Below are 23,271 nucleotides of genomic sequence, written 5' to 3'. Positions count from 1 at the left end.
ATATGCGGACAAGGACGACGGCCGTACGCGGCGCGCTGCTGCTCGTACTGGCATTGACGGCGACGTTGCTGGGGGCCGGGCCCGGGTCCGCCGCCGGGGAGCCGCCGCATGCCCCGAACCAGCCGTTGCAGGTGGTCATCGAAGCGATGACGCCGGTGCCTTCGGCCAAGGACGCCCTGACGATGAGCGGCACGCTGGTCAACACCGGCGGCAAGTCGTACAACGACGTCCAGGTGAACCTGCGGCTGCGTAGTTCCAAACTGGGGACCCGCAGTGCCATCGCCAACCTGGACGGCACGTCGCTGGGCAACCCGGTGCACGTGACCGGCCTGCCCGTGCAACTGACGCGGGTGCCGGCCGGGGCCCGGGTGCCGTGGACGTTCACGGTCAAAGGCGCCGACCTGGACAAAGTGCTGAATGACAACGGTGTGTACGCCGCCGCGGTAGAGGCCGTGACCAGCGACGACGGCCAGCTCGGGTTCACCCGCACGCTCGTGCCGTGGCTGCCGGACGCGAAGGATGCCAAACCGTTGTCCGTGGCCACCCTGTGGCCGCTGGTCGACCGGCCGCACCGGGACGGCACCACCATCGGCGACCAGGACCAGACGCCGGTCTTCTCCGATGACGAGCTGGCCCAGTCATTCGCACCCGACGGTCGATTGGCCGGACTGGTGAACGCGGGCACGGGGATCAACGCGACCTGGGTGGTGGACCCCGACCTCCTGGATTCCGCAGCGGCGATGCGGGACGGCTACCGGCTGACGCGGCCCGACGTCGAGCCGCCGAAAGACGTCGCGGCGGAGCGGCGCGCGGTCGAGGACGGCTACAGCGCGGACGAGACCGAGCTGAAGGTGACCCCCAAGAGCCTGAGCAACACCGATGAGGGCCACGGCGGCCCGATGGCCGCGGGTTGGCTGCTGTCCCTGCAGACGATGTCCCGGGCGAACGAAGTCGTTTCGCTGCCCTACGGCGACACCGACCTCGCGGCGGTCGCGCATTCGGAAAAGGTCGATCTGCACCCGCTCCTGCAGTCCGCCACAGACCAGGGCAGGGCAACCGTCCAGACGTTGCTCGGCCGCCCCGTGCGCAGCGACATCGCCTGGCCGCTGGACGGCGCGGTGGACGCGTCGATCGTGGCCACGGCGAAGAAGACCGGCGCACAGGCGATGATCGCCTCGAGTTCCTCGCTGCCGTGGAGGAGCAGTCTGACGTACACCCCGAGCGCCCGTACGGATCTGCCTGGTGCGGTCAACGGCCTGGTCGGCGATTCCGAAATCAACAAACTGCTCACCTCCGACCTGAGCTCACCCGGCAGCAGGGTGCTCACGACCCAGCGGTTGCTGGCCGAGCTGTTGATGATCCCGCTTGAACAGCCCGCACTGGCCCGTACCGTGCTGATCGCCCCGCCCCGGCAGATGGGCGTCAAGACAGCGGAACTCCTGGCCGAGGTGCTGAAGCAGGCCAAGCCGTGGGCGACAACGGTGAAGCTGGACCAGCTGGCAGAAGCTGCGACGGACCCGAGGGCCGGTCGTGAGATGCAGGCCTACCCGCAGGACCTGCGCTCGTCCGAGCCCGGTGCGACCTACCTCGCGCGGGTGCCGGAGCTGCAGAAGTCGCTTTCGGTGTTCTCCTCCATCCTCAGCGCGCCCGACCGGGTGCGGAGGCCGTACGAGCCGGCTGTCGAGCGCACGCTCTCCACCGCGTGGCGGGGTGAGGCCGGTAAGGCCGAGGACTACCGGGTGGCGGTGACCCGCAGCCTGCGCAGTGTCGAACAGTTGGTCTACATCATCCGCAAACGCGGGATGACGATCTCCGGTGACAAGGGCAGCATCCCGATCACCGTGGTGAACGATCTGAAGCAGCCGGTGATGGTCCGGATCGAGGTGACCTCGAAGCAGCCCAACCGACTGTCCGTCAAGACCGTGACGCAGGAAGTGAAGGTCGCGGCCGGGAGCAAACCGGCCGTCCGGTTCGACGCGGAGGCCGCGGCCAACGGCAAGGTGCTCGTCGAGGTGAAGATGTTCACCCCGGACGGGCGTCAGGTGGGTCAGACGCAGACGTTCTTCGTGAACACCACGAGCATCGACACAATCACCATGGTGATCATCGCGATCCTCGCGGTACTGCTGCTGGTGTTCTCGATCCGCGCGTATCTGCGCCGCAAGCGGGAGGCCGCGGCCAGGGCCGACGAGGATCCGGACACGGAGTCAGACACCGACTCGGCCGACCCGGCCGACGCGGACACCGGTTCGGACACCGATTTTCACCGGCAGAAGAACGGGCAAACCGGGTCGGACCTGCGGGACACACAGCCAGGGGATCCACCTCCGGGCGGTGTGGATGAGAAAGTGAGTCCGACAGACAGAAGTCCGTCCCCGTGAGGCGAGAGCAGAGGTCCCGATCCATGGTGGAGCGCAGGGTGCGCAGCGTGGTCTCCGGTCCACTGACTCCTGATCCGGTGCGGGGGACAGTATGAGCACGCCAGGCGGCTGGGACCGGCGGTACTACGACGAGCACGGCCGGCCGTACGAAGACCCTTATGCGCAGCAGCGGACCGACGACGAGTCCGACGCACAGGACGGTCAGCACGGTCAGCCCGACCAGCCCGACCAGCAGGGCTCCGGTCAGCCGTCCTACCAGGATCCGTACGGTCAGCAGCAGGTTCAGCAACAGGACCAACAGCAGGACCAGCAGCAGTCCGCGTACCCGCCCGGCCAGTACCCCGCCTACCAGCAGGATCCCTACGCCCAGCAGCAGCAGCCCCAGCAGGGCTACCACGAGCAGGGCTACCACGAGCAGCCGCCGCAGGCGCAGTCCGGTGACGGCGGCGCCTGGTTCCGCGACGAGCAGCCCCAAGGCGGCCACGGGAACGACGGCGGGCAGTACGTAGGCGTCGACGGGATCATGTCGGGCGCCGAACCTGACGGACAGCAGTACGAGGACCCGTACGGGCAGCCGAACCCGTACGACGGTTCCGGACAGCACCAGGCCTACGCGCCACCGGCGCACGGCGCGTCCCCCGCCCACGGGTCCCCGCAGCAGTACGCCCAGCAGTCGCAGCAGCCGTCGCAGTACGACCAGTACGGCCGGCCGCTCGCCGAGGGGCAGTACGGCCAGGGGATACAGCAGGGCGGCTGGGGCGACTACGAGCGTCCCGGCGGCTGGTTGATGGACCAGACGCTCACCGGAATCCAGTTGGGTCTGACCGGTGACGCCGGTATGCCGTCGTACGCCGAGGCGTACCACCGCTACGAGACCATGCACCGGGCCGAGTCGATCATCACGGTCAATCCGGTCGAGCTGGACCTGGACCACAATCCGGTCCCGGCCCCCAGTTCTTCACCCGTCTACCGGATGCCGGGGTCGGGCGCCGAGGAGCGGATGGCGGGCATCCCCGTCGGGACGCAGCCGGGCAAGAAGCCGGGCAAGCTCGGCGGTCTGCTGGGTTCGTCCGCGGTGATGGCCGCGGGCACGCTGGTCTCCCGGGGTACCGGGTTCCTGCGCAGCCTGGTGATCGTCGCGGCGCTCGGCAGCCAGGTGTTCGCGAACACCTACACGGTGGCGAACACGATTCCGACGCTGCTGTACATCCTTGTCGGCGGTGGCGCAATGAACGCCGTGTTCGTGCCGCAGCTGGTCCGTGCGATGCGCAACGACGAGGACGGCGGCGAGGCGTACGCCAACAAGCTGCTGACGCTTGTCATGGTGGTGCTGTTCACGGTCACCGTGGTCGCCGTGGTCGCCGCGCCGTGGATCATCCGGCTGATGGCCAACTCGCTGGCCAGCAACGAAGCCGACTTCTCCCTGGCGATCACGTTCGCCCGGTACTGCCTGCCGTCCATCTTCTTCATGGGACTGCACGTGATGTTCGGGCAGATCCTGAACGCACGTGAACGCTACGGCCCGATGATGTGGACCCCGGTCCTCAACAACCTGGTCATCATCCTGACCTTCGGCCTGTTCATCTGGGTGGCCGGGCCGTTCTCGAGGTCCGGCCTGGATTCGGAGACCATCACGCAGGCCGAGGTGCGGCTGCTGGGTCTCGGCACGATGCTCGGCATGGTCGTGCAGTCGCTGACGATGATCCCGTACCTGCGCGCGGCCCGGTTCCGGTTCCGCCCGCGGTTTGACTGGCGTGGTTCGGGCCTGGGCAAGGCAGCCGGTCTCGCGAAGTGGTCTTTGCTGTTCGTGCTGGCCAACCAGGCCGGCTACCTCGTGGTCACCCAGCTGGCCACCTTGATCGACGACGACGCCCGCCGCGAGGGCATCAAGTGGGGCGTCGGCCTGACCGCGTACAGCAATGCCCTGTTGATCTGGCAGTTGCCGCAGGCGGTGATCACCGTCTCCGTGATGACCGCGATGCTTCCCAGGATGGCCCGCGCGGCAGCGGACAACGACAGGGCCAGCGTCCGTGATGACATCTCATCCGGCATGCGGCTGTCCGCCGTCGCGATGATCCCGGCCGCGTTCATATTCCTCGCCCTCGGCCGGGACATCGGCGGGATGTTGTTCTTCGCGTCCGGAACCCAGAGCGCCCATTGGATCGGCTACATGCTCATGGCCCTCGGCCTGGGCCTAATCCCCTACTCGGCGCAGTACGTGATGCTGCGTGGGTTCTTCGCGTACGAGGACACCCGTACGCCGTTCACCAACACGGTGTGGGTGGCCGCCGCCACGGCGGCCCTGTCCGGGCTGTCCTATCTGGCCCTGCCCGCGAAGTGGGCCGGCGTCGGTATCGCGGCGGCGTACAGCGTCGCCTACCTCATCGGCGCGCTCCTGGCCGGTACCCGGCTGCGCAGGAAGCTCGGCGACCTCGACGGCAAACGGATCGCGCGTACGTACATCCGGCTGTCGATCGCCGCGGCGATCGGTGCCGTGGCGGCGTTCGCCGTGGCCCGGGTGTGTACCGGTGCGCTGGACAGTGGCTTCGTCGGCTCGGCCGCAGCGGTCTTCGCCGGAACCACCGTCATGATCGTCGTGTTCTTCGTCGTCGCCAGCAAGATGCGCATCGAGGAGATGAACGCGATGACCGGAATGATCAAGGGCAAGCTCGGACGCTGACTTCAGCGACCCGAGGTGCCGCCGCGCGGTCTCTTTATCCGATCGCTACCGGTGGACTGAGAGGTTCGACGGGCGCGGCGGCACATGATGGACGAGGATGGGCAGCAGTGGCCCCAGGGGGCCTTCCGGTCGGCGCACTGCCCGCTGTCCGGAAAACCACCCGTCTGGTGAGCCCGGTTCCCAGCTGGGTAGGGACGAAAAAACTGCATGCGCCATCTGTTGACCGTGGGGCCGCTGTGCCGACGGAGTGGGCAACCACACTCCGGCGTCGGGGAGTCCTAACGATGAGCGGGCGGAACGGCCCCCTACGATGGTCGGGGCAACGAGGAGGGCGAGGCGACGGTGGCGACGGAGCGGACTGCAGGATCCGTCGAACTGGCGGACGGCGACCAGGGTGCCTCCGAGACGGTGACCGCTGTCGAACCCGCGGACTCCGGGAAGGCTGCCTTGCAGGAAGCCGACGACGTCGCGTCGAAGAACGGGTCGCAAGCGAAGGGGACGGGCGCTCTGAAGCGGAGCACGCCGGGGGCGGCACAGGAAGAGCCCACGAAGGACGATCAGCCGACGGCGGTGGAGAGCACTGCTGTGGCGAGCGCTGTCGCAACTGCTGCCGAAACCGTGGCCGAACCGGTGCCGGACAGCGCGGGGGACACTCGGCAGAGCCCTGCCGCCACCGATTCCGCGCCGTTTTCCGCAGCACCTGTGGACGCACCCGAAGCCGGTGGCGGCCCGGCGGGTGAAACACCCGGCAAGTCGGCGGTGAACGAACCCGCCACGGACGACTCAAGCGCCAAGACCGACAACCGTGACAGCTCCCACGGCTCCCACGGCTCTGCCGGCTCCCACGGCTCCGACGACAAAAGTCAGGACCGGACGGCGGGCAAGAGCCGCGCGGCCGAACCACTCACCCGGGCGATGACCGCCGACGAACTCGAAACCGCAGGCCGGAAGAACGACATCGCCTCCACCACCGTCATCCCCGGGCCGCCCAAGCTCACCCAGGGCGACCGACTGGCCAACCGCTACCGCCTCGAAGACAAGCTGAGTGAGAACCACACCAGCTGCACCTGGCGCGCGATCGACGAGAAGCTGCGCCGCGCGGTCGGCGTCCATCTGCTGACCGGCGGCACCGAGCACTCCCGCAGCGTGATCAACGCCGCCCGCGCCGCCGCGCTGATCGGCGACCCGCGCTTCGTCCAGGTCCTGGACGCCTCCGAGCAGGACGGCACGGTCTACGTCGTCAAGGAGTGGCTGCCCGACGCGGACAACCTCACCTCCCTGCTCGCCACCGGCCCGCTGCCGCCGTACGAGGTGTACGAGCTGGCCCGTTCACTGTCCGACGCGATAGCCGTGGCACACCGCTCGGGCCAGTCCCACCTGCGCCTGGACCCGTACAACGTGCTCCGCATGCACACCGGGCAGTACAAAATCGTCGGCCTGGGCATCGAAGCCGCACTGTACGGACACACCGCGGACGACACCGCCCGCCATGACACCCATGCCATCGGCGCGCTGATGTACGCCGCGCTGACCCACCGGTGGCCCGACAAACCGGCGTTCGGCCTGCAGGAAGCCCCGCGTACGAGCGGGAGGCTGTGCAGCCCGGGTCTGATCCGGCCGCACATGAACCCCGAACTCGAAGCGATAGCCATGCGGGCGCTCGGCCATGAGGTCAAGCACCAGGCGGCGTTCGCCAATCCCGAGGAGCTGGCGAAGGCGGTCGCCGCGCTGGCGCCGATCCTGCCGCCGGAGCCCGAGCCGCTGGTCGGCGCCGTCCCCGACTACGAGGACGAGTACGAGGCGACCGCAAAACTGACGGGCGATCAGTACAGCCGCCCGTCGTACGCGCCGCCGGCGCCCGCGTCCTCGAACAACGGGCGCGGCCCGCACCGGAACGCCCGGTCGAGGCAGACGCCACCGCCACCGCTGAGCGGGAAGTTCGGCGGGACGCTCAAGGCGGTCGTCGCCGTGCTCGTGCTGCTCGGCGTGGCGCTGGGGACGTGGGCGATAGCCGATCAGGTCAACAACAACGACCGCGCGGGGACTGCGCCGACGGATTCGGGCGGCCCGACGACGAAGCAGTCAGAGCAGCCTGTGGCTCCGGTAGCGCCCAAGAATCAGGCACTGAGACCGGTCAACGCGAAGGAACTCACATCGCTGGGGTCCGAACAGGATGGGGCGAACGTCAGCAAGACCTTCGACGAGAACCCCGACACATTCTGGAAGACCAGCTACTTCGTCGACGGTCCCGAAATCACGTACGGTCGGCAGGGCTTCGGGCTGGTCTACGACCTCGGCGCGGAAAAGGACCTCCGGTCCGTGAAGATCCAACTTGGCGCCAGCGGCCCTGAGACCTCGATCTCGATGCGTGCCGCCCCCGGTGCCAAGTCGATGCCGCAGAGCCTCGGCCAGTTCTCCACCACCGTCGGCACCAAGTCCACGTCCGGCGACGTGCTGTCCATCGATGGCGCCGCGCCGGTCAAGACGCAGTACGTGCTGCTGTGGATGACCCACGTCCCCAAGTTCACCGGCGATGCGGGCAACTACAAGCCCAACACTGCCAGCGGCTACCAGCAAGCCGTCCGCGAAGTCACTTTCACCAACTGACGCCGCCCCTGTCCACCCCAACCCTTGCCACCGTGAGGTCAGGCAGCAGCTGTTGCCACTGGTGTGGGGGTAACTTTCTTGGGTGACTTCTCTGCTAATCCCTTGTTACTCCTTGGCAGAACCCCGAACATCTGGCTGTTCGGACTGTGAGTGACGGGGAGAGCCGCCGTGGGGAGCACCCAGGTCTTCGAAGTATTCCCCTACCAGCTGAACCAGGAAGTCCGCACGGTCATCATCGACGGCGAGCCGTGGTTCTGCGTGGCGGACGTCTGCCGGATCCTCAACCTCAGCAACCCCACCAGAGCGGTCCAAGGACTCGACCCGGACGAGCAACGTAGGGTAAACACCAGTTCCTTCGCAGGTCAGGGTATTTCCCTAACGTCAAGTAAGGGTATTCAGCCGACCCGCGGCAACCCCACCATGGTGTTCGTCAGCGAGTCCGGGCTCTACACGCTGATCATCCGAAGCGACAAGCCGGAGGCCCGGCCGTTCCGCCGCTGGGTCACCCAGGACGTCCTCCCGACGATCCGCCGGACGGGCTCGTACGCGGTCGCGAACACCGGGGAAATGACCGGTCTGCTGGGGTACATCGCTGACTCCCTGACCGACCTCGGAAGCGCGGTGGACCGGCTGAACACCACCACCGAGCGGCTCGGTGACAACATCGACACCCTCACAGACCGCATCACCAGGGTGATGGACATGAACACCATGGCCGTCGCGCGGTTGAGTGCAGCCATTCCCGCAGACCCCCCGGCGCGGATGCCGAACCCCCGCCCGCCGATGCGTCAGGAAGCCCTGCCCCCCACGGCCGGCCCCATCCCCTTGCGCAAGCTCACGGCGGAGACCGTCGCGGACTGCCGACGCCGTCACCGTGCCGGGGTGTCCATCTACCGGCTTGCCAAGGAGTGCGCGGTCAGCGACACCTCAATGCGCGCGGCAGTCCAAGGAAGGACCTTCCGGTATGTGACGGAGCCGCCGGTGCCGGGCTACCGGCTGTCCTGATCCCTTGTCGGACGGAAATCTCCGATCGGGGATCGCAAGAAGCCTCCATAGCGAGCGCCTCCCCCGCGCCCGTGCCACCATGACCCTGCGAGGTCTAAAGCCGTACGGGGGTGCCGGGTGACGGGTGGTCAGCATGAGGCCGCGTTCACCGACGTTCCCGACACCGAGCTGATGGCACGTCATATCTCCGGCGACCCGCACGCGTTCGCCGAACTCGTCCGCCGTCACCGCGACCGCCTCTGGGCGGTGGCCCTGCGGACGCTCGGTGATCGCGAGGAGGCCGCTGACGCCCTCCAGGACGCCCTCGTGTCCGCCTTCCGCAAGGCTGACACCTTCCAGGGCCGTTCGGCCGTCACAACCTGGCTGCACCGCATCGTCGTCAACGCCTGCCTGGACCGCGCCCGCCGAAAGGCCGCCCGGCCGGCCGTCCCCCTGCCTGACGACCTCGACCATTGGCTGCCCGCCCCGGACACCGGCGATCCGGTGCTGCGCGGCGAGGAGCGCGACACTGTGCTGTCCGCGCTCATGACCCTCGCCCCCGAGCAGCGGGCCGCCCTGGTCCTCGTCGATATGCAGGGCTACCCGGTGGACGAGGCCGCGCGGATACTCGACGTCGCCCCGGGCACCGTCAAGAGCCGCTGTTCGCGTGGGCGCGCGCGACTGTTGCCGCTCGTTCGGCATCTCCGGGAGGACAGCGCGGGCGCCGACGGGAACCCCGACGCCGGACGATCCGTCCCACCACAGGGCAAACATTCGAGCAACGATCCGGCGAACGGAGGTGGTGTGGCATGAGCGGGACCGGACAGGACAGTCACCTCGACGTCGACACCATCGCCGACCTGGTCGAAGGCGGCATCCTCGACGAGACGGAAACCGCCACGGCGACCGCGCACCTGATCGAGTGCGCCGAGTGCCGGGAGACCAGGGAAGCACTGCTCGGTGTCCAGGACCTGCTGGGTGACCAGCCGTTCGAGCCGATGCCCGTCGAGATCGCCGTACGGATGGACGCGGTGTTGGTCGGCCTCACGGAAAACGTCGCGGCTTCGGGCGCCGGAGCTTCGAGCGGCCTATCCCTGACGACCCGCCCCGTCGAACCACCGTCGTACGTACCGACTGACGCGGCTCCGGCCGTCTCCCTGGACGCTGTCCGACGACGCCGCAACCGGCGGCGGATCGGTGCGGGCCTGCTCGCTGCGGCTGCCGTGGTGGGTGTCGCCCTGGTGCTCCCGCCGATGCTGGACACCACGTCGTCGGACTCCCACGCCGGGAAGAACGCAACGGGCGCGGCGGCGTCCAAGTCGCAGCCGGGCCCCCTTGCCGCCCCCTTGGCAACCCCGGGTGCACCGCAGGGGGGTGGGCTGCCGAGCGCCGGAGACGATGCCCGGTCGACTCCGGGTTCGATGTCCGCCGCCCCGCCCCGGACCGCGACAACGGCCGGCTCCCCGCTGCCCGACCGCGGTGTCACCTACACGGACAGCGAACTGACCGGACAGGTGGGCCTGCTCCTCGCAGACAAGGGAGTGTCGGAGGTCACCGACCCGGCACCGAGAGGCACTTCCGGTTCCACTGCGCCTCCAGAGGCTCGCCCACCGGGCGGCTCCCCGCCGTCCACCTCTGTCCCCGCGTTCCAGGCGGCCACCGCCGCCGTCCCCGACTGCGCCGCCCGTGCGGCCGGCAGCAGCCAGGCGCTGGCCGTCGACCGGGGCACGTACAAGTCCCGCAAGGTCTACGTGGTCATACTGCCGACCACGGATCCCGAACGCGTACGTGTGGTCATCGCGGACGCCGACACGTGCTCGCCGGAGCCGCTGAAGGACACCACGGTCAGCCGCTAAGGCATACCGTTGTTCCACATGGCTGTGCCAACGCTCGGGGGACGTCCCCCGGCCCCCCGTGCCCCGTGCCGAATGTTCCACGTGAAACACCACCTGTGGCCCGTCGGCGCACGGTCGGGAATGTCACGCCCATAGGATCGGTTTAGAGGGTGTAACCGCTTCGCACCGCACGGGGGCGGAACGCCAGAAGCCGAAGGCGCCGGTTCGTACGGGAATCCGAGCACGGCGCGAGAAGAAACTGGAAGGTCCCAGCGTGAGCGACGACGTCCGCAACGTCATCATCATCGGATCCGGCCCGGCCGGGTACACCGCCGCCGTCTACGCCTCGCGTGCCGATCTGAAGCCGCTGGTGTTCGAAGGCGCGGTCACCGCGGGTGGCGCTCTGATGAACACAACCGAGGTCGACAACTTCCCCGGTTTCCCGGACGGCATCCAGGGTCCGGACCTGATGGACAACATGCGCAAGCAGGCCGAGCGGCTGGGCGCCGAGCTGGTCACGGACGACGTTATCGAGGTCGATCTGACCAGTGAGATCAAGGTCGTCAAGGACTCCTCCGGCGGCGTGCACCGGGCCAGGTCGGTCATCTTGGCCACCGGTTCCGCATACCGCAGTCTGGGTCTGCCCAACGAGCAGGAACTCTCCGGGCACGGCGTCTCCTGGTGTGCGACCTGTGACGGCTTCTTCTTCCGCGACCAGGACATCGCTGTGATGGGCGGCGGCGACTCGGCGATCGAAGAGGCGACCTTCCTCTCCCGCTTCGCGAAGTCGGTCACCGTCATCCACCGCCGTGACGAACTGCGCGCCTGCAAGCGCATGCAGCACCGCGCGTTCGCCGATGAGAAGCTCAGCTTCGCCTGGGACAGCGAGATCGCCGAGATCCACGGCGAAGGCAAGCTGACCGGTCTGACGCTGCGCGACACCATCACCGGTGAGACCCGTGAGCTGCCGGTCACCGGCCTGTTCATCGCAATCGGTCACGACCCGCGTACGGAACTCTTCAAGGACGTCGTCGAGCTGGACGACGCGGGCTACGTCAAGGTCAGCTCGCCCACCACGAACACCAACGTCCCCGGCGTGTTCGCGTGCGGTGACGTGGTCGACCACATCTACCGTCAGGCGATCACCTCAGCCGGCTCCGGTGCCGCCGCCGCGCTCGACGCCGAGAAGTACCTGATGGACCAGGACGACGCGGCCAAGGCCGCCGCTCCGGTCCTCGCCGTCTGACAACAGCCCCCGTTCCCCTCTTCTCGTCTAGCTAGGAGCCAGCCATGGCCGGGACCCTCAAAAACGTCACCGACAAGACTTTCGACACCGACGTTCTGATGAACGACAAGCCGGTGCTCGTCGACTTCTGGGCCGAGTGGTGCGGCCCGTGCCGCCAGATCGCCCCGGCGCTCGAGGCCATCTCCGGTGAGCACGGCGAGAAGCTTGAGATCGTCAAGCTGAACATCGACGAGAACCCCGAGATCACCACCCGGTACGGCGTCATGTCGATCCCGACGATGCACGTCTACAAAGGCGGCGAGATCGTCAAGACGATCGTCGGCGCAAAGCCGAAGGCGATGCTCCTGAAGGAGCTCGCGGACTTCATCTGACCGGTCCTGTCCGACGCCGTGTGTGTCGGAACGACCAGTCAGCCGTACGGTATTGCTACGTACGGGGGTGCCTTCCGGAACTGGGAGGCACCCTTTGTTCGTATTCGAATCTGGACCCTCAACCGCGTCGGCCCTCACCTCGGGCCGACAACCCTCAGCGGTCTTCTCCAGTCCCGCGGCACACGTACGATCGAGTGTTGCTTTATTACTCGGGAGGACCCTTTCCATGATCCTGCAGCGGCACTACCGCCGGGGTGACGATGGCCCCGCCGTAGCCGAGATCAGGTCGAAGCTGATGCGGCTCGGCCTGCTCACCGACGCTGATCGCGCGGGAACGTCCCAGGTCGACCGGAACGCCGAGGCACTTTTCGACGCGACGGTAGACCACGCGGTCCGCTACTTCCAGCAGCAGCGTGCGATGACCGTCGACGGGGTCGTCGGCCCGGAGACGTACAGAATGCTCGACGAGGCGCAGTGGCGACTCGGCGACCGAGTCCTGTCGTACTCCGCCGCGCACTTCATCGTCGGCGACGACGTGGCGACTCTGCAGCAGCGCCTGCTCAACATGGGCTTCAACGGCGGCCGGGTGGACGGCATCTTCGGCCACCTCACGGACAAGGCGCTGCGCGAGTTCCAACGCAACTACGGGCTGCAGCCGGACGGCACCGCCGGACCGGCGACGTTCCGTGCGCTGGAGCGGCTGGCCCGCACCGTCGTGGGCGGCGAGCCGCACGCGATGCGGGAGTCCGAGTCGATCCACAACTCCGGACCGGCACTCGCCGGGAAGGTCGTGGTCATCGACCCCGGGCACGGTGGCGACGACACCGGCATCAGTACCAACGGCCTGACCGAGGCCGAGGTCGTCTGGGACCTCGCCCGCCGCCTTGAAGGCAGACTGTCCGCACTCGGCGTCCAGGCCTACCTGACCCGCGGTGTGGACGGCACGGGCGTCATCACGGACGAGCATCGCGCGCAGTTCGCCAACGCGACCGACGCCGACCTCGTCATCTCACTGCACAGCGACAAGAACGCCAACCCGCACGCCTCCGGCGTGGCGACGTTCTACTACGGCAGCGGCAGCGACCGCTTCGGCCTGCGCTCCCCCACCGGTGAGCGCTTCGCCTCGCTGGTGCAGCGCGAGCTGGCGGCCCGCACGGGGATGCGCGACCTGCGCGCCCACGGCAAGGCCTGGCCGCTCCTGCGGATGACCCGCATGCCGGCGGTCCGCGTGGAGCTGGGCTACCTCACCAACCCCGAGGACGCCGCCCAGCTGGCTTCGACGAAGTTCCGCGACCAGGTCGCCGAGTCGGTCGTGGTGGCCGTCCAACGGCTGTACCTCCCCCCGGACCAGGACGCCCCGACGGGGATGCTGCGACTTCCGGTGTTCCTGTAAGCGGATGATCACATGACGAAGGGCCGTGGCCTATGCCGCGGCCCTTCGTCATCCGCGCAGGCTCCTCATGTTTCACGTGGCTCTGTCTGCCGGGGGGCCACCCCCCGAACCCCCGGGAAGCCCCCGCCGCCCATGTTCCACGTGGCTCTGTCTGCCAGGGGGCCACCCCCCGAACCCCCGGGAAGCCCCCGCCGCCCATGTTCCACGTGGCTCTGTCTGCCGGGGGGCCACCCCCCGAACCCCCGGGAAGCCCCCGCCGCCCATGTTCCACGTGAAACATACGGCCGTGCTCAGACCGGCACGGCGCTCTCGACGAGAACTTTGTCGGTCACGACCGACTGCGGACTGCCGGACACCCACCGCTGCTCCGCCGGCAGGTCGCGGATCGGCACCGCAGGGCCCCCCGTCGCCCACATCGGGCGTTCCGACTCGGCCTGCTTCGCCCACGTGACCCGAGTGCTCACCCACCCGCCGACAAATCCCCCGAGAGCCCCGGCTCCAAGGCCGACAACAACCCAGCGCAGCATGTGCATGAAGGCCTCCTGAGATACGGCAGTCAGTGACGCTCAGCACGATGGTAGTCGCTAGGTGTTGCGGCGCTATATCCCGACTCTGTGCCACACCCCACACATGTTCCACGCGGCTCTGCCCCTCGGGGGGCCACCCCCCGAACCCCCGGTAAGCCCCCCGCCACACATGTTCCACGCGGCTCTGCCCCTCGGGGGGCCACCCCCCGAACCCCCGGTAAGCCCCCCCGCCACACATGTTCCACGTGAAACATGCGCCTCGTTCCGGGGTCAGGCGGGACCCTCAACGGTTGCCGCCGCCTCGCGGTTGCTCGCCAGGACCCTGCCCTCCCCCGGGGCCATCAGGGCGAGGATGCGCTCCAGGTCGTCGATCGAGGCGTACTCGACGACGATCTTGCCCTTCTCCTTCCCGAGGTCCACTTTCACCCGGGTGTCGAAGCGACGGCCGAGACGGTCCGCCAGGTCACTGAGCATCGGAGAGACCCGCGAACCCGGTCGGGGTCCGGTCCTGCGGCGGCGCTTCTTCTCCGGCACGGCGAGGAAAACGATCTCCTCGGTCGTACGGACCGAGAGACCCTCGGCGATGATGCGCTCGGCCAGCTCGATCTGCTGACGCCGGGTCTCGTCGGGATCGCCCAGGCTCTCCAGGCTGAGCAGCGCGCGCGCGTGCCCCGCCGACAGTTCCCCGGCTGAGACCTTGGGCTGCACCTCAACCGGCAGCTTGAGCAGCCGCATGGTGTTGGACAGCTTCTCCCGGGACCGGCCGATCCGCTTGGCCAATTCTTCCTGCGTGCAGTCGAACTCCTGGATGAGCTGCTGATAGGCAGCCGCTTCCTCAATCGGGTTCAGCTGCGACCGGTGGAGATTCTCCAGGAGTGCGTCGAGGAGGAGCTTGTTGTCCTCCGTCGCCCGGACGATCGCGGGAATCGTCCCAGTACCCGCTTCCTTCGAAGCCCGCCAGCGACGCTCACCCATGATGAGTTCGTAGCGACCGTCCCCGATCTCACGCACCACCACCGGCTGGAGCAGACCCACCTCTTTGATGGAGTGGACCAGTTCGGCCAACGCCTCCTCGTCGAAGAACTCACGTGGCTGCTTCGGGTTCGGGGTGATGGACTCCAGCCGAAGCTCGGCGAAGTAGCCGACCCCACTGGCCGACTCCACCGCCTCAGGCTCGTCCAGCTGGACCGCGGGGATGACTGACCGACGGCCTGACAGCTCCCCTCCCGGCCCTCTGCGGTCGGCCTGGGGGGCGGGGACCAACGATGACGGACCGGTCGGGAGAAGCGCTGCGAGCCCCTTCCCGCCCATCCCTGGTCGCACCTTGCTCATGCCTGCTCCTCGACTACACCGGTCCCGCGGATGGCGATCTCACGAGCCGCCTCTAGGTACGACAGCGCACCACTGGAGCCCGGGTCGTACGTCATCACCGTCTGTCCGTAGCTGGGTGCCTCCGAGACACGCACCGACCGCGGGATCGCCGTACGCAGAACCTGCTTGGCGAAGTGGTCACGCACTTCCTGGGCCACCTGCGCGGCCAGTCGGGTACGCGCGTCGTACATCGTCAGCAGCATCGTTGAAACGTGCAGTTGCGGGTTCAGGTGGGCGCGGATCAGTTCGATGTTCCGCAGCAGCTGTGAGAGCCCCTCCAGCGCGTAGTACTCACACTGGATCGGCACGACGACTTCGTTGCCGGCCACCAGCGCGTTGACGGTGAGCAGCCCGAGGGACGGCGGGCAGTCGATGAGGACGTAGTCCAGCGGCTGTTCGTACGCGTTCAGTGCCCGCTGCAGCCGGCTCTCCCGGGCCACCAGGGAGACCAGCTCGATTTCCGCACCGGCCAGGTCGATCGTCGCGGGCGCACAGAACAGCCCCTCGACATCCTGGACCGGCTGGACGACCTCGGCCAGGTCGCGGCCTTCCACGAGGACGTCGTACACCGACGGCACACCCGCATGGTGCGGCACGCCGAGCGCGGTGGAGGCGTTGCCCTGCGGGTCGAGGTCGACCACCAGGACACGGGCGCCCTGCATGGCCAACGCGGCTGCGAGGTTCACCGTGGACGTCGTTTTGCCGACGCCGCCCTTCTGGTTCGCGACGACCATGACCCGGGTCTCGGCCGGACGCGGCAATCCTTCAGCCCGCTCGACTTCAGGCGGTGTTTCACGCGGCTCTACCGGCTCTTGGGGAACGACACCCGGGGCCCCGTTGAACGCAGGCGCCGGTGTTCCACGTGGAACATCGACTGAGACAGGCTCGCGCTGAGTCGGCATCGTCTCGACAGTGCGAGTGACCGGGTGGCCACCCGGCGGGGTGGTTGCATCGGATGACAAGAGACCACTCTCCTTTCCTCCGGCCACGGTGCCTGGTGGCACTGACGACCCGTCGTCGGCATTCAGTACAAACAGCAAGGGCCGACGGTTCGCGCGTTGTTTCACGTGAAACACGATGGCCCGGCATGCGGTACGTACCGTACCGACACACCGGGCCATCCGGATGCTCAACCCGTGTGGATCTATCGAGTGGTTTTCCCGCGCGAGCGACGTTCGGCCTTCGAGGCAGCCGTACGGGCCTTCGCGGCATTGCTCTTCCCTTGCAGCCGGGCCTCACCAAGACGCACCCGGACCACGGTGGTCAACGGGTCCACGATGCCTTCGCCGACCTGGACCACATCCCACTCGACCGCGCCGAGCTTGCGGAGATCCCACTCCGAATCCGCCAATTCGGATTCGGCGGTGTCGCCCTTGAGCGCCAACAACTCGCCGCCTGAACGCAGCAACGGAAGACCCCAGCCGGCCAGCCGGGACAGTGGAGCGACCGCGCGGGCGGTGACCACATCGGCCCGTTCCTCGCCGCGCAGGTCCTCGGCCCGGCCACGCAGCACCGTGACGTGGCTGAGGCCGAGCTCCTCGACGACCTCACTGAGGAACGTCGTACGGCGCAGCAACGGCTCGATAAGGGTGATCCGCAGGTCAGGACGGGCGAGCGCCAGCGGGATTCCGGGGAGGCCGCCGCCGGAGCCGACGTCGTGCACGACCATGTCCGGGCCCACGAGTTCGTCGAGGACCCCGCAGTTGAGGATGTGCCGTTCCCACAGCCGGGGCACCTCACGCGGACCGATGATCCCCCGCCGTACGCCGTCGGTGGCCAGGATGTCGGCGTAGCGGATCGCCGACTCCAGGTTGTCGCCGAACAACCGGGCAGCTGCTTCGGGGGCGTCGGGAGCGCGGTCGGCAAGCGGTAGCACCTCTTCCACTTCAGCGGTGGAGTCGGTCGGCTCGTCCTTTTCGTCCTGGTGGTTCACGTGACTCTGCTGTCCTTCCGGGGGGAGACCCCCGGACCCCGGGTGGTCAGCTTCCGATGTTTCACGTGAAACATCTTGCCTCTTTGCAACGCTTGCGGCCCCACCTGACATGCAGGAGGGGCCGCAGACGGTTCGATGTTCAGGCAGGTAGGACCACAACGCAGCGCTGGGGCTCTTCGCCCTCGGACTCGCTGCGGAGTCCAGCCTCGGCCACGGTGTCGTGGACGACCTTGCGCTCAAACGGGCTCATCGGCCTGAGCTTGAGCCGTTCGCCGGTCTCCTTGACCGTGGCCACGGCCTCGCCGCCGAGCTTGGTGAACTGCTCACGCTTGTCCGCGCGGAAACCGCCGATGTCGAGCATCAGCCGGCTGCGCTCACCGGTCTCCCGGTGCACAGCCAGGCGGGTGAGCTCCTGGAGGGCTTCGAGGACCTCACCGTCACGGCCGACAAGCCGCTTGAGTTCGGCTTCGTCGCCCTCTTCCTCACCGGCAATGATCGACACCGCCGCGCGGTCGCCCTCGACGTCCATGTCGATGTCACCGTCGAGGTCGGCGATGTCGAGCAGCGTCTCGAGGTAGTCGGCGGCGATCTCACCCTCCTGCTCGAGCAGGTCCGCCCTGGGCGCGGAACGACCCGTGCGGCCGACGGCGGGCAGGGTCTCAGCGGCGGGGGTGGTGCCTTCCGTCACGGGAGCACTCCTTTAACTACGGATCAGCGGGACTACAAGGATTCCGGCGGGGACCGCCGGGCGGCACCGCTATTTCTTGCGGCCCTGCTTCTTGGGCTGCGTGCGCTTCTGCGGAGCGCGGCTGTTGTCCGCGTCCGCGGCGGGCGCGTCCGCCGACGGGGTCTTCTTCAGGTTCGGTCCGGCCGGCGCGACGGGGGGCGTCTTCGCCGTGGAACCCCGGACCGGGGAGGAAGCCGTGCCGCCGCTGTGCCGCTTGGCCTTGGTGGCGCGGGTGGGCTGAACGCGCTTGGCGGCCCGCTCCTTCTCCTCCGCCTGCTTCGTGTCGTACTCGTCCTGGGTCATCAGCGTGCCGTCGGGGAGCAGGACCTTGCCCTGCTCCTTGGCCTTCAGCCGCAGCTTCTCCTGGCGCACATCGAAAGCGGGGCTGCCCGGTGTGGGGTTGCGGTTGATCACGTACAGCTGCTGGCCCATGGTCCACACGTTGGTGGTCAGCCAGTAGATGAGCACACCCACGGGGAAGTTGATGCCGAACACGGCGAACATGATCGGGAAGATGTACATCATCAGCTTCTGCTGCTGGGCGAAGGGGTTGCCCACCAGCGAAGCCGGGTCGGTGTTCTTCATGATCAGCTGGCGCTGGGTGAAGAACTGCGAGGACGACATCAAGATGATCATGATCGCGGTGACGATCATGACCGTGGTCTTGTTCGCGCCCAGACTGGAGATCTTGTCCGCGCCGTCCATGAACTTCGCGGCCAGCGGAGCACCGAAGATGTGCGCCTGCTGCGCGCTCGCGACCAGGTCCTTGTCGATGACGCCGACGGTCTTGTTGTTGGCGACGTAACTCAGGACGTGGAACAGGGCGAAGAAGAACGGCGCCTGGACGATGATGGGAAGGCAGCTCGCAAGGGGGTTGGTACCCGTCTCCTTGTAGAGCTTCATCATCTCCTGGGAGGTGCGCTCCTTATCGCCCTTGTACCGGGCCTGGATCTCCTTGATCTTCGGCTGCAGCGCCTGGAGCCCACGGGTCGCCTTGATCTGCTTGACGAACAACGGGATCAGGAGGATCCGGATGAGGATCACAAGGCAGACGATGGACAGGCCCCAGGCCCAGCCGCTGTTCTTGCCGAAGATTGGACTGAACAGTGAGTGGAACTGGACGATGACCCAGGACACAGCGGCGTAAAGGGGATTCAAAAGCCCCACGGTCAAGCTCCTCGGGCGGTGGTGTGCGCACCGGTCGGCAGCCCGGTGCGAGGCGTCTGCTGCAGGTCTGTGCGCTTGGCAGTGCGATCTCTGAAACGATCGCGCGCCCTCGCAGCCCAAGGCCTACGCTTGCGCGGCGGCACGGGGTCCACACCGCCGGAGTTGAAGGGGTTGCAGCGCAGGATGCGCCACACGGTCAGCGGCACTCCTTTGAACGACCCGTGTGTGGAGATCGCCTCGAAGCCGTACCGCGAACAGGACGGATAGAAGCGGCACACCGGGCCGAGCATCCGGCTGATGGTCCACTGGTACAGGCGGATGAGACCGAGCAGTACGTACTTGAGCAGCGACAGCCCGATGAGGACCGCCGCGCCTATAAGTACGTATGTCACGTTCCCGCTCCCGTCCCGCCCCGAGCGGATACAGCGTTCCCGGCACTGGACGTGCCGTCGGCTGACTCCGCCGCTGATGTCCGGGGACGGTTCCCGCGCTCCGATGAGGGAGTCAGCAACCGGTCCAGCGCCGCGTCCAGGTCCCGGCCGAGTGCCGCGTAATCCGCGGCGGCCGATGCTGGCAGGGCCCGTACCACCACCAGGCTACCTTCAGGTAGCCGGTCGATCCGGGCAGCCACCAGGTGCCGCAACCGACGTTTCACCCGGTTGCGGACAACGGCGTTGCCGACGGCCTTGCTCACAACGAAACCCGCACGCGGTCGTGGAGGTATCTCCACGACCGCGTGCGGGTCCGTAATGCCGGATGCGGGGACAGCCTGAACAACGGCCGCTGCCGGGGAACGGACGCCATCACCGACCGCCACCTGGGCCGCAAGGCTCAGGTGGAGGACCAGTGACGGGCGCCCGGCCCGACGTCCTCGGCGTACTGCGGTCGCGAAGTCCTCACGCCGCCGCAGCCGGTTACCGGCGGGCAGCATGGTTCCCTCTCCCGCAGATCAGCAGATCAGGCCGACAGCTCGGAGCGGTTCTTACGACGACGCGTGGCCAGGATCGCGCGACCGGCACGGGTACGCATGCGCAGCCGGAACCCGTGGGTCTTCGCCCGGCGACGGTTGTTCGGCTGGAAGGTGCGCTTGCTCACTCGGGGGCTCCAGGGGGGTGATTCGGGGGCTGACGTGTAAGACGTCGGCCACCACCGTACGTCCGCAGCTACGCTGTTGATCTCTGAATCAAGAGCACATGGTGTGCGGACAGGCGGCAGCGGCCGTCGACAACTCGACCTGCATACAGTACGAGCCAAGTGGCGACTGGGTCAAACGGGCGATATCACGATCAGCTCTCCACACTACGGGGTCCGAGTCGTTGCGCCGCCACTCCACCCGCTCCCAACAGGGCAAATGCGATATTCACAGCCTGTGGACAACGGGTTGAGGAGTGGCCGTGAAGACGGCTACCGTGAAGGGTTCGAATAGTCCGCCGGCATCCGCAGCGGCCCCCGTACCTGATCCGGCCCAGATCTTCAGTGGCCCCCTGACCGCCGAGGCGACGAAAGAGCGTGCACCGTGTCTGACATCACCAGCGACCTGGCCGCTGTCTGGGCACGTTTCCTGGACCGGGTCGCCACCGACGAGACGGTGCCCGAGAAGGACCGCGCCTGGCTGCACCGGATCCAGCCACTGACGCTGTTCTCGGACACCGCTTTGCTGGCGGTGCCGAACGACTACGCGAAGAACGTGGTGGAGTCCCGGCTGCGACAGGTGGTCACGGACGGCCTCAGCAACGGTTTCGGGCGGCCCATCCGGTTCGCGGTCGCCGTGGAGCCGGAGAGCATGGGCGCGGCACCCACCGGCGCCGCCAACGGCCCCGCAGGTCCTGGCGGCCCGGGTGGCGCTGGTGGACAGATCGGCCAGAACAGCAACCACGGTGAGACCCACTCGGGTCCCGAGAACACCGGCGGACAGGGCCGGTACGAAGGACCGCAGAGTGGCCCCTACCGCCCTGAGGAGTACGGCCAGGGCGGCAGCACGTACGGCTACCCGCCGCGGCCCGGCTACGAGCAGGGTTACGAACAGGGCGGCTACGAGCAGGGCCGGTACGACGGACCGCAGGGCGGCTACCGACCGGACCAGCACACCGACCGGCAGTACGAAGGCCGGCCCTACGACGCGCGTCCGTACGACGGCCGCCCGCAGGAAGGTCGTCCCCACGACCCGCAGCAGGAGGCCCTGTACAACCTCCCGCCGCACAATCCGGCCCAGCACAATCCAACTCAGCACAATCCGGCCCAGCACCCCCCCGGTCAGTACGGCGACGCGCGACAGGACCCCGGTCACCGGCAGGAGCCGTACGGCGGCTCCCCTTCGTACGGCGGCATCCCTAATCCCGGCACCCAGTACGGCGGCCATTCCTACACAGGGCCGGGTGTCCCGACCGGGCCCGGATATGAGCAGAACCGTTTTCCGAGTGATTCCGGGTACGGCCGCGACCAGCGGGACCGATTCGACGATCCGCGGACGAATAATCCGGGGCAGTCGGCCGACGCGTCCGAACGGCAACAGGGTTCACCCGCCGATGCGCCGGCGGAGGGAACGCTCTTCAGCGGGCGCGACGGAATGTTCGGCATCCCGGGTGAGTTTTCCGCGCCGCCCGTCCACGGTTTTGTGGACAGCCCCGCACCCCGACCCGGCGAGCGCGGCTCCGCGCCGCTGCCGTCCGCCGGTGGAAACCAGGACGGACGCGCTGAGCAGACCGAGCGCACCGAACGCCCCGGACGGTCCGACCACCAGTCAGGCCACCAGGCAAACCAGGGCCGGCACGGGCAGACGGGCCGTCAGGGCCAGCACGGACAGTCGCCCAGGCCCATGCGCCCCGGCACCGGCCGGGAAGAGGCGGTCTCCGGAAAGGAGGCCGAACCGGCCGCCAGACTGAACCCCAAGTACCTGTTTGAAACCTTCGTCATCGGCTCGAGCAACCGATTCGCGCACGCCGCAGCCGTCGCTGTGGCCGAAGCCCCGGCAAAGGCGTACAACCCGCTTTTCATCTACGGCGAATCCGGCCTTGGAAAGACACACCTGCTGCACGCGATCGGACATTACGCCAGGAGCCTCTACCCCGGCACAAAGGTGCGGTACGTCAGTTCTGAGGAATTCACCAACGAATTCATCAACTCCATCAGAGACAGCAAAGCAGACGGATTCCGCCGCCGATACCGCGATGTAGACGTCCTGCTCGTCGACGACATCCAGTTCCTGGAGACGAAAGAGCAGACTCAGGAAGAGTTCTTCCACACCTTCAACACCCTGCACAACGCGAACAAGCAGATCGTGATCTCCTCGGACCGGCCGCCCAAGCAACTGGTCACCCTGGAGGACCGGCTGCGGAACCGCTTCGAGTGGGGCCTGATCACCGACGTCCAGCCGCCCGAGTTGGAGACACGGATCGCGATCCTGCGGAAGAAGGCCATCCAGGAGGGGCTCAACGCCCCGCCGGACGTCCTCGAGTACATCGCCAGCAAGATCTCCCGGAACATCCGGGAGTTGGAGGGCGCGCTGATCCGGGTCACAGCCTTCGCCAGTCTGAACCGGCAGCCGGTCGACCTGCAGTTGACCGAGATCGTCCTCAAGGACCTCATCCCGGACAGCGCCGGACCGGAGATCACCGCCGGCACGATCATGCAGCACACAGCCTCTTACTTCGGCCTGACCGTCGAGGACCTGTGCGGCACTTCGCGCAGCCGCGTCCTGGTGACGGCCCGACAGATCGCCATGTACCTGTGCCGGGAGCTGACCGACCTGTCGCTGCCGAAGATCGGTGCCCAGTTCGGCGGTCGCGACCACACCACGGTCATGCACGCCGACCGCAAGATCCGGAACCTGATGGCCGAACGCCGGTCGATCTACAACCAGGTGACCGAGTTGACGAACCGCATCAAGAACAAGGCCAGCTGAGCCAGCGGGATCTGCCCAGGGGTCCGGGGCGTGGCGCCCCGGGTCGGCACAGTAACCAGGTGACCGAGTTGACGAACCGCATCAAGAACAAGGCCAGCTGAGCCAGCGGGATCTGCCCAGGGGTCCGGGGCGTGGCGCCCCGGGTCGG

Annotated in this window: 19 protein-coding genes; 10 read left to right on the top strand and 9 right to left on the bottom strand. The window is 67.7% G+C overall.

The features are described from left to right. Positions 1–2: 2 nt before the first annotated feature. The 9 genes from AC0Z36_RS18525 (at position 3) to AC0Z36_RS18485 (ending at position 13,497) form a co-directional block, all read left to right on the top strand. Positions 3–2,381: a DUF6049 family protein gene (locus AC0Z36_RS18525; RefSeq protein WP_485464041.1), complete on the top strand. Its 2,379-nt coding sequence runs from the start codon at positions 3–5 to the stop codon at positions 2,379–2,381. A 91-nt stretch (positions 2,382–2,472) separates the two neighbouring features. Then, entirely contained in the window at positions 2,473–5,061 is a 2,589-nt protein-coding gene (gene murJ, locus AC0Z36_RS18520) for a murein biosynthesis integral membrane protein MurJ (protein ID WP_485464040.1), read from the top strand. A 342-nt stretch (positions 5,062–5,403) separates the two neighbouring features. Beyond that, on the top strand, positions 5,404–7,668 hold the full coding sequence (locus AC0Z36_RS18515; RefSeq protein ID WP_485464039.1) for a protein kinase family protein: 2,265 nt from the start codon (positions 5,404–5,406) through the stop codon (positions 7,666–7,668). Positions 7,669–7,836: 168 nt separating this feature from the next. Next, positions 7,837–8,673, top strand: a complete 837-nt coding sequence (locus AC0Z36_RS18510; RefSeq protein WP_485464038.1) for a BRO family protein — start codon at positions 7,837–7,839, stop codon at positions 8,671–8,673. A 117-nt stretch (positions 8,674–8,790) separates the two neighbouring features. Beyond that, a complete protein-coding gene (gene sigM, locus AC0Z36_RS18505; protein ID WP_485464037.1) occupies positions 8,791–9,465 on the top strand; it encodes an RNA polymerase sigma factor SigM in 675 nt (224 codons plus the stop codon). Further along, the gene (locus AC0Z36_RS18500) at positions 9,462–10,508 is read left to right on the top strand and encodes a hypothetical protein (protein ID WP_485464036.1); all 1,047 of its coding nucleotides are present in this window, start codon (positions 9,462–9,464) and stop codon (positions 10,506–10,508) included. Before sigM ends, AC0Z36_RS18500 begins: the two co-directional genes overlap by 4 nt. A 253-nt stretch (positions 10,509–10,761) precedes the next feature. After that, positions 10,762–11,733, top strand: coding sequence for a thioredoxin-disulfide reductase (gene trxB, locus AC0Z36_RS18495; RefSeq protein ID WP_485464035.1), 972 nt, complete (start codon positions 10,762–10,764; stop codon positions 11,731–11,733). Between the two features lie 44 nt (positions 11,734–11,777). Next, on the top strand, positions 11,778–12,104 hold the full coding sequence (gene trxA, locus AC0Z36_RS18490) for a thioredoxin (RefSeq protein ID WP_485464034.1): 327 nt from the start codon (positions 11,778–11,780) through the stop codon (positions 12,102–12,104). A 226-nt stretch (positions 12,105–12,330) separates the two neighbouring features. After that, positions 12,331–13,497, top strand: coding sequence for an N-acetylmuramoyl-L-alanine amidase (locus tag AC0Z36_RS18485; protein ID WP_485464033.1), 1,167 nt, complete (start codon positions 12,331–12,333; stop codon positions 13,495–13,497). Positions 13,498–13,787: 290 nt separating this feature from the next. Here AC0Z36_RS18485 and AC0Z36_RS18480 read toward each other — a convergent pair whose 3' ends face one another. The 9 genes from AC0Z36_RS18480 to rpmH form a co-directional block, all read right to left on the bottom strand. Then, positions 13,788–13,961: a hypothetical protein gene (locus AC0Z36_RS18480; RefSeq protein WP_485464032.1), complete on the bottom strand. Its 174-nt coding sequence runs from the start codon at positions 13,959–13,961 to the stop codon at positions 13,788–13,790. Positions 13,962–14,294: 333 nt separating this feature from the next. Then, on the bottom strand, positions 14,295–15,356 hold the full coding sequence (locus AC0Z36_RS18475) for a ParB/RepB/Spo0J family partition protein (RefSeq protein ID WP_485464031.1): 1,062 nt from the start codon (positions 15,354–15,356) through the stop codon (positions 14,295–14,297). Next, positions 15,353–16,297, bottom strand: a complete 945-nt coding sequence (locus AC0Z36_RS18470) for a ParA family protein (RefSeq protein WP_485464030.1) — start codon at positions 16,295–16,297, stop codon at positions 15,353–15,355. The genes AC0Z36_RS18475 and AC0Z36_RS18470 overlap by 4 nt, the downstream gene beginning before the upstream one ends. A 242-nt stretch (positions 16,298–16,539) precedes the next feature. Further along, positions 16,540–17,280 carry a 16S rRNA (guanine(527)-N(7))-methyltransferase RsmG gene (rsmG, locus tag AC0Z36_RS18465; protein WP_485464079.1) on the bottom strand — a complete coding sequence of 247 codons (741 nt, stop codon included), beginning with the start codon at positions 17,278–17,280 and terminating at the stop codon, positions 16,540–16,542. Between the two features lie 187 nt (positions 17,281–17,467). Next, on the bottom strand, positions 17,468–18,016 hold the full coding sequence (locus AC0Z36_RS18460) for a Jag family protein (protein WP_485464029.1): 549 nt from the start codon (positions 18,014–18,016) through the stop codon (positions 17,468–17,470). Between the two features lie 69 nt (positions 18,017–18,085). Next, complete coding sequence (gene yidC, locus AC0Z36_RS18455; RefSeq protein WP_485464028.1) at positions 18,086–19,222, bottom strand: membrane protein insertase YidC; 1,137 nt, start codon at positions 19,220–19,222, stop codon at positions 18,086–18,088. A 2-nt stretch (positions 19,223–19,224) separates the two neighbouring features. Next, positions 19,225–19,512 (bottom strand): membrane protein insertion efficiency factor YidD, encoded by a 288-nt coding sequence (gene yidD / locus AC0Z36_RS18450; protein ID WP_485464078.1) that lies wholly within the window; start codon positions 19,510–19,512, stop codon positions 19,225–19,227. 98 nt (positions 19,513–19,610) lie between these two features. Next, positions 19,611–20,153 (bottom strand): ribonuclease P protein component, encoded by a 543-nt coding sequence (gene rnpA, locus AC0Z36_RS18445; protein ID WP_485464027.1) that lies wholly within the window; start codon positions 20,151–20,153, stop codon positions 19,611–19,613. A 26-nt stretch (positions 20,154–20,179) separates the two neighbouring features. Beyond that, positions 20,180–20,317 carry a 50S ribosomal protein L34 gene (gene rpmH, locus AC0Z36_RS18440; RefSeq protein ID WP_485464026.1) on the bottom strand — a complete coding sequence of 46 codons (138 nt, stop codon included), beginning with the start codon at positions 20,315–20,317 and terminating at the stop codon, positions 20,180–20,182. Between the two features lie 421 nt (positions 20,318–20,738). Here rpmH and dnaA point away from each other — a divergent pair, with 421 nt between their 5' ends. Further along, positions 20,739–23,123, top strand: coding sequence for a chromosomal replication initiator protein DnaA (gene dnaA, locus AC0Z36_RS18435; RefSeq protein ID WP_485464025.1), 2,385 nt, complete (start codon positions 20,739–20,741; stop codon positions 23,121–23,123). Positions 23,124–23,271: the final 148 nt, after the last annotated feature.

It is taken from the genome of Kitasatospora sp. UYEF31, from assembly GCF_057291755.1.
This window is presented reverse-complemented; position numbering and strand designations above follow the sequence as displayed.

Coding starts and splice junctions, on each gene's coding strand:
- AC0Z36_RS18470 (WP_485464030.1), bottom strand. CDS start 16,297: ATGCCGACTCAGCGCGAGCCTGTCTCAGTCGATGTTCCACGTGGAACA.
- yidD (WP_485464078.1), bottom strand. CDS start 19,512: ATGCTCGGCCCGGTGTGCCGCTTCTATCCGTCCTGTTCGCGGTACGGC.
- AC0Z36_RS18525 (WP_485464041.1), top strand. CDS start 3: ATGCGGACAAGGACGACGGCCGTACGCGGCGCGCTGCTGCTCGTACTG.
- AC0Z36_RS18475 (WP_485464031.1), bottom strand. CDS start 15,356: ATGAGCAAGGTGCGACCAGGGATGGGCGGGAAGGGGCTCGCAGCGCTT.
- rnpA (WP_485464027.1), bottom strand. CDS start 20,153: ATGCTGCCCGCCGGTAACCGGCTGCGGCGGCGTGAGGACTTCGCGACC.
- AC0Z36_RS18485 (WP_485464033.1), top strand. CDS start 12,331: ATGATCCTGCAGCGGCACTACCGCCGGGGTGACGATGGCCCCGCCGTA.
- AC0Z36_RS18500 (WP_485464036.1), top strand. CDS start 9,462: ATGAGCGGGACCGGACAGGACAGTCACCTCGACGTCGACACCATCGCC.
- trxA (WP_485464034.1), top strand. CDS start 11,778: ATGGCCGGGACCCTCAAAAACGTCACCGACAAGACTTTCGACACCGAC.
- murJ (WP_485464040.1), top strand. CDS start 2,473: ATGAGCACGCCAGGCGGCTGGGACCGGCGGTACTACGACGAGCACGGC.